This is a genomic window from Bacillus cereus group sp. BfR-BA-01349 (assembly GCF_022663795.1).
Lineage (GTDB): Bacteria > Bacillota > Bacilli > Bacillales > Bacillaceae_G > Bacillus_A > Bacillus_A cereus.
In genome coordinates this window covers 122,060-135,490 of sequence record NZ_JAKUGE010000005.1, presented here as the reverse complement: position 1 = coordinate 135,490, position 13,431 = coordinate 122,060, and the positions used below count along the sequence as shown (strand labels likewise).

Genomic DNA, 13,431 nt, shown 5'->3' with positions numbered 1-13,431 from the left:
CTTTTTGTAGTGTGCAAGTAGATTTGTTTGGTAATATCCTAGAAATCGGAATGCAATTTTACATATCTATCATCAGCACACACATATATTTATTACTATTTATATATATCAATATAATTAGTAGGAAGTTGATGAATGCGGAGAGTAGGATAAAGACATATTTAGGTGTAAACGATAACTTTTTTTATAATAATTTTTGGGGAACAGGAATAAACAGTGACAGAAAAATCAGGTGGGGATAATTGGATTTTGAGGTTTACTTTGAAAAACCTGATGTTTAAATGAAGGAGAAACTTGTTTTCTTTAATAGTTTGATTTGAAAAGAGGTTCGAGTGTGTATAAAGAAATTTGAGTGTTCACTTTTTTAATAACCTGATTAAGATTGATAAGTAGGTAAGGAGGGGACCACCTCTAACGAAATAACTATTAATTAAGAAAAGAAACTATTTAATTTATATTAGTAGGAATTAATGGTGTGTAAAATAATCTCTTATAAAGTCATGAAGGTATTGGCGCTTTTTATTTTGACAACTTGTACTGTGATTTTTCCAATATTAACTTCTGAAAATGAAAGTAAAAGAGGCCAAATAAGTAATGAAGAGTTTGCTCTTTCTGTAAACAAAGGGAGAAGGAAACATACTTTACTAGACGTTGGAGTATTCGTATTTGTTACTTCATAATCCAGATGTTAATTTTGAAGGGATTGATATGAAAGGATATACAAATTTCCTAGGTCAAATGCTACAAGAGAATACACAACTAAATGGGAATCGCAGATTAAAAGAAAACTTAAGCAAGTTAGAGCCATTATTAGTATAATTACATCAAATGATTGATAATAAAGTAACTCAAAATAAATTTGAAAATTTAATATCTAACTTGATTGCAGCGAAAGACAACTGGAAAATGGTAAGAATGGATGTACTTGTATTAAAAGAAGAGATAAAAATGTTAAATTATACTTTATCAAATTAACGAGCTGGTGGATTTTACATTCATGTTAGAGGGATTGAAAACAAAATATTGTTTAGATAATTGTTATAAGTTACAAACAATGGAATGGTAACGATTATGATGAGTTTAAGCTGGGAGATTACATGTATTAAAGATAATATTAATAATGAGTAGAGGAATAAACATTTACAACAGCAAAAATTATTTATCATCTAAAGCATGATCTAGTAATGATGTTATTATCGAAGTCATATTGTCGATTATCATGAAAAACTCAACAGACACAACTTTATAACATTTGTTATAAAGTTGTGTCTGTTGAGGCAATAAATTGTTGAAGCTATCCTCTAAGTATTTCAATTCTATTTATCGTATTATATCAAATTCATGCAATCTATCAAAAATCTAAAAATGGTTTTTTGTTATACTTTGTTGAATGGAAATAAAAAATGAAATGTAGGATGTATAAGTGCTTAATACTATTCAAATTTGTCATGATGAGTTTAATATGATTTATAAAAATATTTTGTAAATATCGCATCCAGTATTTGTAGGGGGAACAGAACATAGTCTAAACATTTTTGTTACGATTCAATTCTATTTATATTAATTCTTGTTAAGAGGGTTATACAAAATGTGTTTAGTCTAGTGGAATTTGTGGCAATGAGAAACCCCAAGACGCACCGACGGTCACCTTGGGGTTCAGGAAGATAATACACTTGAAAATAGATTGTTAAAAAGTTATGGTATAGTGTTTGCTTGACAAACTTACTTATAGCATACAACTAGTTGTATGCTATATAACGAATTATGAATTATGCAAAATTGCATATTGTTATCGTCTGAGGTTTATATGGGGAAAATGTAGAATGTTTGTGTAGTGGAAACAATTAGTTAAAAAGAGTGATATGGCTGTATCTAATAAAAAAAGGGCAAAGAAGGCGTGGGGTATTAGGAGTCGAAAGGTAATTTAATAGATGTGGGGACTTTAAGCAGAGGTTCTTAATGATGGTAAAGTAAGAACCTATACGGTTAAAGCGATATCGCAACCATTTGAACAAATTTCTATAGGTTATTGGTGATTTGGGGGAATTTTATTTTAGAAAATACTTTTGATAATCTGAGGTTAAAAGATGTAAGAGGGAAAATTATTATTAAATATTTTTCTTTGGCAAGGTCATTTTGGATTGTCTAAAGCACTTTGAGTGTATAAGATATGCATAAAGTAAATTGTAATGTATGGTAAATGGGAGAGAGTAAAGAATTACTTGTATAGTGCGAATAATAGCAATGAAGGATAGAACACTTGAATCATGTAAGTACGATAAATTGGGTGAATATATGGAGTTTTAGGTTAAATTATTAATTAATCGAGTACGGATTTTTAATAAATTCGTACTGGTGATGGGGGATATAGTAGTGAAAATATAGAATTTTTCATTAGAGACAATTCTTTTTAAGTAACAAATGTAATATGAATACATTTTTAATGTGACATGTTATGTTTACTTAGAGGGGATTGTTTTTTTATGAGTAAAATTATAAATATTTATAATTTTGAAATGAGGACATGTAGGGTTTTTATTTAAACTTTTAGTGTAACTGTACAATTGTATTCACAAATATATAATTATGTGTACAATAGTATTGATGAATGATTCTTCCTCTTTTACAAAGTTGTTACAAAATGGTAGAGGAGGATTTGAATTTTGTGTTGTGTACTCATTTGCTGATTGGGAGATGAAAATTAAGTTTAAGTGTTATTATAATGATTTTGTATGAAAAATAAAGGATAAGAGATTCGTACAAACAAAGATATGTATTGTAGGGAATGGAAAATCACTTGTTTCTATAAAGTGAGGGATTGAATGTATATATAGTTGTGAAATGTTTTCAAAAAAGCTACGTAACATGATTATGAGAAACGTAGATCGTGCAATGTGGGAGGAGTAGTAGGAGAATGGATATAAAAATTACACGTGAACAATTCGCATACAATGCAATTAAAGAAAAAATATTAAATGGGATATATCCTGTAGGTATGCATCTTGTAGAGCAAAAGCTTTCAGAGGATATAGGGGTGAGCCGTACACCTATTAGAAGAGCAATCATGAAGTTATCTTCTGAACAATTTGTGATATTTCATAATCGGCATGGGGCAGTTGTGAATGCACATACTATATCTGCACGGGATTATATCGAGATGTTAGAAATTAGGCACTGCTTTTTGCGCCTTAGTATTGAAAAAGCGAAGCAAAAGAAACTTGCTTTTAATATTAAAGAGTTACGAGAAATTCTCGCACAACAACGATTAGCGATACAACAAGATAATGTAGTAGGTTATTATGAATCGTTATGGAGAGCATATACAGTCCTATTATATCCCGTGAAAAATCAGCATATGCTCAAAATATTAAATGATTTAAAAGAAAAATTTATGGCACAATGTATTACAGAAATTTATCAAGAACAAAAAGAAGCTTTGGAACTAATTCTTCAAACTAGAGAGAAGATTGTAGAATATCTAGCAGATTTTCAGTATGATGAGGCATTAAAGTTGATAGAAGATATTAGATGGAATATTACTCGTTCTTTAATTTTTTGAGAGTATGGTGAAAAGTATTGTATGAGTCGTACTTAAGGCTGGAAAAGGAATGTGAGATAGGGATTTTGAATGATAATATGAGCGGTATATTTTTGGAGGAAGCTGTAAACGTAATTTTAAAATATTATAAATGTAATGCTATTTAATTCGGATATTTACGGTATCTGAATTTTTTTAGTAATTGAAAAGGAAGTGGTAATACGAAAACAAGGAACAGTATGTATTTCGTAATTAAATTTGAGCCACTTAAAAGTAGTGACGATCACACATACTTTGAGAACATATTTTAATACTGTACAGGCTTGATATGGAGCCTCTACGGGCATGAACACTTTGCGAAAGTGTACGGTAGGCAAAGATTTCGCACCATTGAAATGGTATCATGCCCGCCTCTCCATATAAAGCCGATTTGGTTTTGTGTAAAAAAGTATTCACAAAGTTAAGGTAGCTTAGTTGTGATTTGTCTGAAAAACTTGATTTGAGAGGTTTGGTTTTTCTATGGAAGGTGATTTCTTATTATAAAGTTCATAGCGTTAGCGACTGCCGTTCGCATCGAGTTGCATTTATTAACGCAGCAGTTTCCCTACTTGTTTGCGTTTTTTTGTACTTCTTAAAAACCCATATTGTCCCCAATGCCTCTCAAATATTTTTTGTATTACTTCACTTATTACACTTTATTTTCTTTAAATATTGAAACTTTACACATTCTTTTTGGGGGATATCTGTTTTTTTGTGAATCAAGTTCTTTTTTCAGCTCTTCATTTTGTATTGGGAATGAACGGGGGGATTTTTCGTAACCTCTTTTACAAACATATTTTCTTCTCGTGTCAGTTGAACTTCAATTATTTTAAACTGACGATTATAGACTTTTTCTACTCATAAACTGAATCGCCTACCTTTCTTAACCTAGCGCTCATTTTAGAACTCTAAGGTGTAAGCGAACGAATTTATAGTTGTACGGTGCAATCTATATTCTATAATAGAATATAAAAACGAATCAAATGATAAAAAATGTAATCCTTTACAGTTTATTTAGTGTTCTATATGTAATACAGTGAGTAACTGTTATGCTATGAATCTTTTTTTCAATACAGGCTTGTGGGATTTTTGATAAAATACATATTTAAGAGAGGAATATAATTTTAGATAAAATATGCATGCATAAAATGAGAAGGAGATGGTTATGGTGTCAAGGGGCTTAATGATAAATTTTCCGGCAGAAGGACATGTAAATCCAACGATTGGGTTAGTAAGTGAGCTTGTGAGAAGAGGAGAGCAAATTGTTTATTATTGTGAGGATACATATGGGGATAAGCTCAAAGAAACAGGAGTTGAATTCCGAGGATATAAAGATTTATTACGGGAGTTCAGTGTAGAAAATAGAGTAAAATATATGTCTGACGGTGAAGAAATACTATTACGATTATGTAAAGCCGTAGAAAGAGCATTTCCAGTGATTTTACAAGAAATAATAAATGATAAATTTGATTATATCATTTATGATAGTCATTTTTTATTAGGACAAATGTTAGCTAGAAAATTAAAAATACCAGCAATAGGGACATGTACGACTTTTGCTATGAATGAAAAAATTCTAAAGGATTTCCCTCTAGGATTTTCTGAGGGGGATAAAGGCTCAACAAAAATGAAACAGTGTAAAAAAATTCTCGAAAAAGTAATGGTTGAAAATAATCTTCAAAACTTTAGTAGTTTCGAAGAAATTATGAAAAGTATATTGCATTACCATGGAGAGATGCAAATAGTATTTACGTCTGAAAGTTTTCAACCCTTTGGAAAAGATTTTAATGATAGTTTTAAGTTTGTAGGACCGTCAATTAGTGAGCGTAATGAGGATATTCAGTTGCCCTATGAAGCCTTAGAAAGGGGGGGAGATATAATATACATTTCAATGGGAACAGAAGTGAATAATCAACCAAAACTTTATAAGGCGTGTTTTCAAGCTTTAAAAGATTTACAGGTTAGTGTCATTATGTCTATTGGAAAAGAAATGAAATTAGAGCAACTTGGGGAGATACCTGGAAATTTCAAGATTTATGAGTATGTACCTCAGTTAGAAATTTTAAAAAAAGCGTCTCTTTTTATTACACATGGAGGGATGAATAGCGTTAGCGAAGGGCTATATTTTGGTGTCCCTCTAATTGTCTTACCTATTGTAAATGATCAACCTTTGGTTGCAAAACGAGTAGAAGAACTTGGAGCGGGAATCGTTTGTAATTATAAAGATATTACATCAGCAATATTATCAAAAGCGGTCGAAGAAATATTAACCAATAGTAAATATAGAGAAAATAGCCGTAGAATAGGAAAACAATTCAAAGAGTCTGGTGGTTTTCAAAAAGCAGCGGATGAAGTTCTTCAGGTTATCAAGCGGGAGTAAATAAGGTGTGATTTTTTTAAAAATAAGTTTTATCGCACTATGTACATGGCAGATAATGTGATTACTTAATAAGTGGCAGATGCTGGATTATAGGGTAATGTGTTCTTTTATTTTCTAGTGTGGCGTAAAATATAAAGGAGAATGATGTTACGAGGGAAAATACATAAAATGAATGAAAACTTCAAATTATATAAACGCTGTTTACTTTCAAGCTGTATCTCCATATGTATTAAATAATGTGGCAGAATATAGAGGTACTATTAATAATAATGGATATGATGTTGTAAAAAGTACGTTGATTACAATTTGGGATGTTATTTCAGCGGGAGATGTCATATAGGTGTTTGAAGATAGAACGATTTGATTCGATTAATATTGCATATGTGGACTAGATGTTAAAGATCATTGTGTTGAATGAATTTAATGTTATTTTTGATGATGAGCTAGGAAACACTACAGATTAGAATGGTCATTCTTAGTAATTTAGAACAACTATAGAGATTGAACAATTTTATTTGAGTGGATTTAATTCAAGAATGCGCTGAATTGTGGAATCTTGAATTAACTCATTTTGCATTAAAAAAATCAATTCATGTAGAGGTATCACTTAGTTTATAAGAGTTCAAAATTTATGTGTGAAAAGCAATCGATTTCAGATAATTGTATTTTGCAGAATGACAGTATCGGGGATTAGAGTGTAATCAATTAAAAATACCCACTATAAAATATTGATTAATTTCTATGTAAATATCTTATATGAATGTTTATCTAAATATAAGGAGGAGAACATGAGGGATATGTTAATATAATTTTTAGATAGCTGTATTAGTATATTAATTTAAAAGGAAAAAATAGTGTATATAACTCATCATATAATTAGGGTAAAATAAAAAGATATTCTTCTATAAGAGAAAGAAGGGAAATAGAGCGATGCAAAAAAAGAATGTGAGAATAAAAGATAGGATAAACTTTGAGAAAGGAAGTAATCTAGTAAATCCAAAAAACTTGGTGGAAATCCTTCTTAAAAATAATAAAAAAATAAGAAGAGGATGGGAGAGGGGTTTTGAGCTGAAATGCAATCTAATGGATGAAGCGCCTTCAAGAAATGATAGTATGATGAGTAGTGTAGGGTATCATTTTAAAAAAGTGAAAAATAAAAAAAACGGAAAATGTAATCTTTTGATTACATCTACATATCGGAAAAAGATAAATGATAAAGAGTTGGAAACTATTACGTGGAGATGGAATGGTTCACAGGTGTATGGGTTTGGGGTGAAATTAGATCGCTATGAGAGTGATTTGAAAATAATGGAGGATAATGAAACTTATAAAGTTGTTGAATTGTGGGACGAGGAATTTTATCCATCTATAGAGGGGAAATATTATTTTACATTTAAAAACTATTATAGTGATGGTACTGCAAAAAATTATGAATATGTATACGATGACAAAACAGGGGAAATTCAATTAGAAGAACAGTATAATAGTTTATTTCCTCTAGAACCAAAAGCAGGGATGATTCAAGATGGACATAGATTTAAAAAATGGGATATAGAGACGTGTTTCCATACAGAAGAGACGGTGAGTTATGATGTAAAGTTTTATACAATAAGGATGCGTTTTAAGGGATTATCCTCTTATATATTGAATCAAATAAAAGGTTATAAAATTTCTATTAATGATGGGGAGCCTTTCATTTATGATAGCTATTTGATAGATGAGCAAGGAGAATTGGAAATAAAATTATCCGATTGTCAAAAAATTGATATAACAACGTTTTATAATCATATAAAGATGTGGGCTGTTACAAAAGATGGAAGTATGACTTTTATATTCGAGGGATATACGACTGAGGAAGATTACATCATTGGATCTAATGGATATGCGTATGATTCTGATATTGGTTATGTTAATCAAGATTGGATGAGTAAACTTTCGAGTGAAAAACATATAAGTGAGTTGTCAATACCAGGAACACATAGATCCATTGCACTTTATGGCTCTACAGAATTCGATGAGAATTGGACGAGGAATCAAAGAATGACAATTACTACACAATTAAAATCGGGAATTCGATATTTTGATATTCATGCTCGTCGTACAAAAAATGGATTTGCGATGCATCATGGACAAGTGTATCAGCACTTGGAACTTGAGGATGTTTTAGACCAAATGTGCTCTTTTTTAAAAGAATGGCCCGATGAAGCAATTTTGATGAAATTAAAAGAAGAATATATAGCTGATGTCGGATCGGAATCTTTCGAACAAATTTTTACAGATTATTGGAATGTATATAAATCTTATTTTTGGGCCCCTACTTCTAATAACCCTAGACTAAAAGAGGTGAGAGGGAAAATTATTCTTATTACAGATTTTGCTTCGGTACGTTCATTTGGAATTCCTTATACGAATTTGTGTATACAAGATGCGAATAAAGTAAATTGTAATGTATCCGAAATGTATGGAAAATGGAAGAAAGCAAAAGAACATCTACATAGTGCGAATAATAGCAATAGATCTATGATTTATATAAATCATTTAAGTGCCGATAGTTCAGAAGGGTTTGGAAATGTTTTGAAAGGGGCGCAACCATGGTTTGTTGCAAGCGGTTACAATTCGCGTGGTACAGGTACATCTCCTGAAAAATCTTTAGATAAAGATTGGGGGAACAAATACTTAGATTACCCAAAAGATATTGGGGGAAATATATTATATAAGGGCACGAACCTAATGACTACAGAATGTACTAAGAGACTAGGTTTACAACATGTCGGAATTATCGTTGCGGATTTTCCAGGAAAAGGATTGATCGATTGCGTACTTAAATTAAATTTGAAATATTCGAGTAGTTAGATTACAATCCTTCTTGTGAATAGAAAGGGTGTAATTAAAATTAGATTTACTGGGGAGTTATACCTGAAAAAGCACTATCGAATTGAAGTAAAGAGGTAACTATGATGCAAGTATAGAAAATAGCATGGTGTACGATGCTGTATGGATAAAAACAGAATTCGGATATGAATTTATAGCTTCAGATGAGACGATATGTAATGGAGATAAGGTTCAGGTATATATCCTTGATAAAGGAGAAGAATTTCCAATTGCGAGTCATATAATTTCAATTTTAAAAAGCAAACATATCAGATGGTAAATACACCATGACATCAACTGTAATTCATACAAATGTAGTAGATCTATCTAAACCGTCTAGTCGGAATGTTGTGTGGTCTTCATGGAAAAGAATACAAATTGAAGGCGAGTGGAAGTTTGAGTATATAAGTTTTGGGGCTGCATATCGAATTGTGAACTTTTGGAATACAAATTTGGTATTATACATGAGAGTGGAAAAGGAGAGAGGGGTAAAGTTCAAATGTCCTATTTAAAGTAAGAGGGTATTTATTTTAAATGATGAAAAAGGTTTCTAAATAAGTTGTAATAGAAGTATGAGACTACACTGCATTTTTATGATATTTTATCCTCTGTAACATAATTTCATATTTTTGTTACAGAGGATTGTTTATGCTTTTGTGAATATCAATTCGCTACTTGAACAAAGGTGGAAATCGGATGTCATTCTATTTTCACTAATATCTATTAGGGTTTTCTGTTTTTCTTTGAAACAAAGTGTCATCAAATTGCCGAACTCGATTGACAAAGTAATAAGTGTCAAGCTGTTTGTCTTTATAGATTACAAAAGGAATTCTTCAATGGTGTATGCATAAAAAGTTATAAAGGAGGAGTGTTTAGAAAAGAGTATAGCCTTTTGTGTAATAAAAAAAGGGGGGCTCTACATTGAGCGCCTTTCTAATAATAATATGGCATAGGAGAAGTTAGGAACACACTTACATAATATCACATTTTGAATTTACTAAATTCGAGGGATTTTCTTGCGATTATATATTGTTAAAAAGAAAAGCTGTTCTGATTAGAACAGCTTAATAATGGATTTACATTCGAAGAAATAACAATTGGTAAACGGCTAATTTTATATTATGACAGTAATTAATAAAAAGAGTCTGTCCAATAAAAAAACGCTATAATATGCGGTGGATGTTTAGTCTTAGATGATAAAAACCACTACGGTTGTTTTGTGATTGGAATTTTGTAATAACATATGATGTTAAAAACAAAAAAAGACTTCAATCTATGTTGGTCGGTTATAATTCGTATGCCCTTATCAATGGAAATGTTTTTTGTATGGATAATCTATTAGTTTGTATACAAAAGAAAAGACCCAATCATTATGAAGGTGTCTTTTCTTTCAGCTTAATATTTCTTTAAATAAATAGAGGTGAACCCCTTTTGTTTCTGTGGAAACAAAACCTATAAAGCAAGAATCATCTTTGCATTTAAATTGTTAGTACACTCAATAAAAGGAAGCGAGGTGAATCTTTAGATAAACATTATGTCAGTAGTGCGATTGACATATTACGCTTTTAATAAGAGAATCAGCTTTATAAAATGTATCCACATTCATAATCTTACTACATTTATTATATTGATGGTAGACATTCTATTGATTATGCATAATTGCATAATCAATAGAATGTCTATGGGATTTTACTATAAAAACATACTGAGATTAGTTGTGTATACTAAGATATTTATTCGTAATATGATTTTTTATATAGTAGCAGTGAAGGAGGTGGGAATCGATAAGTGGAAGGAGAAAACTACAAACTCATACTTAGAGAAATCTTCTAAAACACATGGTTGCGTTGAAAATCAGTATGGGGAATTGTTATTGATTCATTTATAATGTACCTAAACAATGTATATCCATAACTGAAATTAAACACTCTATTTTGATTGGATTTTCCGATTACAGGAAGTGTGATTAAAAGACTTCACTATGGACGAAATCATATTGCAGGTTATTACGATAAATTAAAAACACCAATCTATAAAAGGGGGCATAAATTGGTGTCTGTTGAAATGTAATTGTTTCCTGTCTATTTGATTTTTTACATCTAGGTATGATTATCGGTATAGAGCGTTTTAAAGTTTTTTTAATACCAAATTGAATGTATATAGATGAAAATGTGCAACGAAACGGGTACATTGTATCAGAAGTTAACTGAATTCCGAAAAAGTATTCAAATTGTATACAATTTGTGGTAGTATCTTTGTTAAGAGGTAATGAAATGTAATATGCATATAATGTATTTAGCAAAGGGATAGGAAATAGACAACAAAAGCTAGATTTACTCATTATATACCTCTACCAATATGTATAGTTGTCTTATTGTCTATTTATAAAACGAAAAGGGGAAGAGTTTTATGTAACTTAAGAAAGTGTACAAATGTTTAACAATTACAGCGATTTTAGGACAACTTACTGAAATGGAAGGTTGGTCTAAGCAAATTGCAGTGAATCCTTCCACGGCAGCTTATTTAAGTGCGAATGTAAGGTATCATAATGAGGGGACTGCACCTGTATATGATTTAAGACCAATTTCGAATTTTGTGTTAAGAAATTCGGGGGTGTCTATTGCGACAGTTACTGCCAATGGAAATACCATTAGTAATAGTTTAGCGCCTGGTGCTATATATCCTGCGAAAGGGAAATCTCCTATCTTTTTAGGACAAGCGAATGAGTCAATAACAGTTAAAATGGAGGTTATTAGGGAAACCTTGGATAAAATTCAAAATGGTAGTGAAATTGTAAATGTTGAAACAACGAAAAATAAAGGAACCTATCAAAAGCTCGATGAGGCTGGTCAACCGGTAGCTAGAGGGGAATGGTCTCCTATTCGAACGAATGTAGATGCAGTATCAGGTTCGTTAACCTTAACTCTTGGAGCTGTTAAAGAAAGTTTAGAGCGAGCGGATCCTGAAGATAAGACACCAGAGATTACTGTGAAAGAAGCGATTAAAAGAGCATTTGGTACAATTGAAAAAACGGTAGGCTGACATACGTAAATTAGGATGGAGAAGAGATTATTATAGATGAATCTGCGGTGAATATTATTCTAGATGCAAATACTAAAAAAGAAATCGAAGCGCAGTTAGCAAATATGCAGGATAAGAAATTATACAATGTTAAATGGAAACGCGGTATGAAAATGACCCTTCATGTGCCGGAGGCTTATTATGATTTTGAAACACAGGATAATACATATATACATTGAAGGATAGTGGTCATAATTCAGGAAAAACTCACGGTTATGAGAATGGTAATAGTGCCCCTTCTTATGCAAAAAGAAAATTTAATTTAAAACCTTATACCAGTTATACGGCCAAAGCATATGTGATAGCAGATAGGGGAACGAGTACCGAAGCGACTTTCTTTGTAGGAGACCCTGATGTAACAGGAAATGGAGGACGCGGAGCGAAAGTTCGTGGGAAAATAGAAGGTGATGAATGGAAACTCTTTGAATTTGCATTTAATACTGGCTCTAACCCAGAATTTTTCAAAGAATTAGGCTTTAAAACAGTTGGAAAGGGAAGATTACATTTTGATGATGTGTCTGTGACAGAATGGAAAGAAACTGAAAATATGCAGCAGGCCCATGCCGTAAAGAAATTTACAAGTTCGCTACAAGGAGGCCAATATAAAGTAAGTAATATTGTTCTACATAAGTTTCCCAATGAAAAAGCTCGTTATCAAGTATAAATAAACGGCCAACAACCTGTTTATATTCCTGCTTCGGATATAGTAGATCAAAATGGAGGAAGAACAATCAAGTTGAATTCACTGGGGAATGAAATTAAAACGTCTGATAAAAGTATAGTACAAGCTGTAAGTACAGAAAGTGAAATAGAACGTAAAGCTATTCCGCAATTTCTGAAAGTTGTAAAGTTGAATCTTAACTCTAAACCGTGGCTCTATGGTTTCACAAATAACAACGGTCTTACTGCTAAATATAAAGTAGTGAACACAACGAGGAATGTTATTCATAAAATTACAGATGTGTGGAGTGGAAGTAAATTAATAGGTCCTAATAGAGAAATGAATCACTATGAATTTGATATGTATCGCGAAGAAAATTATGAGTTTGTTGTAACGGTGGATGGAAAAGATTATGTTGTTTTTGAATTCAAAGGCAAAGAGTTACCATTTGAAAATGGGGGAAAAAGACCTTTCCGCTTCAAAAATTTTTACTAAGCAACAATCAAATTAAATCCAAGGTAGAAGATAGAAAATATTTATTGTTTTAATGTGAAATGTAGCATTCCGAATCAAATAGTAGTATTATCGTTAACTGTATACTAGGATTTACGGAAAGGTCTCGGTAATGTAACCTAATGAAAATGATGGAAGTACCAGTGAGTTTGATTTATACAAAGACTCATGGTGAACAGGAGAATCGTATATACTGGTAAAGAACACCAGATGTATTTCTATCGTGTCGTTGATTGTGAAGGAAATATAAATGATGTTGATTTGAAAAAATGTAGTAAGAATAAGGCTGCAATCTTTAAGAAAGTTTTGCGGTCTTTTCTAGTTTTAAATTCTTGTGAAATCGTGTGT

General features: G+C 31.4%; 9 protein-coding genes. All 9 read left to right on the top strand.

The genetic code is table 11. The features are described from left to right. Positions 1-666 precede the first annotated feature (666 nt). The 9 genes from MR169_RS05085 (at position 667) to MR169_RS05045 (ending at position 13,065) form a co-directional block, all read left to right on the top strand. Positions 667-819, top strand: a complete 153-nt coding sequence (locus tag MR169_RS05085) for a hypothetical protein (protein ID WP_242319063.1) — start codon at positions 667-669, stop codon at positions 817-819. Positions 820-2,914: 2,095 nt separating this feature from the next. Further along, positions 2,915-3,559, top strand: a complete 645-nt coding sequence (locus MR169_RS05080) for a GntR family transcriptional regulator (protein ID WP_242319062.1) — start codon at positions 2,915-2,917, stop codon at positions 3,557-3,559. Between the two features lie 1,183 nt (positions 3,560-4,742). Then, complete coding sequence (locus MR169_RS05075; protein WP_242319061.1) at positions 4,743-5,957, top strand: macrolide family glycosyltransferase; 1,215 nt, start codon at positions 4,743-4,745, stop codon at positions 5,955-5,957. Positions 5,958-6,129: 172 nt separating this feature from the next. Next, a complete protein-coding gene (locus MR169_RS05070) occupies positions 6,130-6,297 on the top strand; it encodes a hypothetical protein (RefSeq protein ID WP_242319060.1) in 168 nt (55 codons plus the stop codon). A 590-nt stretch (positions 6,298-6,887) separates the two neighbouring features. Beyond that, the gene (locus tag MR169_RS05065) at positions 6,888-8,810 is read left to right on the top strand and encodes a phosphatidylinositol-specific phospholipase C (RefSeq protein ID WP_242319059.1); all 1,923 of its coding nucleotides are present in this window, start codon (positions 6,888-6,890) and stop codon (positions 8,808-8,810) included. A 2,442-nt stretch (positions 8,811-11,252) separates the two neighbouring features. Beyond that, complete coding sequence (locus tag MR169_RS05060) at positions 11,253-11,870, top strand: hypothetical protein (protein ID WP_242319058.1); 618 nt, start codon at positions 11,253-11,255, stop codon at positions 11,868-11,870. A 47-nt stretch (positions 11,871-11,917) separates the two neighbouring features. Continuing rightward, positions 11,918-12,088 carry a hypothetical protein gene (locus MR169_RS05055; protein WP_242319057.1) on the top strand — a complete coding sequence of 57 codons (171 nt, stop codon included), beginning with the start codon at positions 11,918-11,920 and terminating at the stop codon, positions 12,086-12,088. Then, positions 12,085-12,573, top strand: coding sequence for a hypothetical protein (locus MR169_RS05050; RefSeq protein WP_242319056.1), 489 nt, complete (start codon positions 12,085-12,087; stop codon positions 12,571-12,573). The genes MR169_RS05055 and MR169_RS05050 overlap by 4 nt, the downstream gene beginning before the upstream one ends. 72 nt (positions 12,574-12,645) lie before the next feature. Next, positions 12,646-13,065: a hypothetical protein gene (locus MR169_RS05045; RefSeq protein ID WP_242319055.1), complete on the top strand. Its 420-nt coding sequence runs from the start codon at positions 12,646-12,648 to the stop codon at positions 13,063-13,065. Positions 13,066-13,431: the final 366 nt, after the last annotated feature.

Coding starts and splice junctions, on each gene's coding strand:
- MR169_RS05080 (WP_242319062.1), top strand. CDS start 2,915: ATGGATATAAAAATTACACGTGAACAATTCGCATACAATGCAATTAAA.
- MR169_RS05075 (WP_242319061.1), top strand. CDS start 4,743: ATGGTGTCAAGGGGCTTAATGATAAATTTTCCGGCAGAAGGACATGTA.
- MR169_RS05070 (WP_242319060.1), top strand. CDS start 6,130: ATGAAAACTTCAAATTATATAAACGCTGTTTACTTTCAAGCTGTATCT.
- MR169_RS05065 (WP_242319059.1), top strand. CDS start 6,888: ATGCAAAAAAAGAATGTGAGAATAAAAGATAGGATAAACTTTGAGAAA.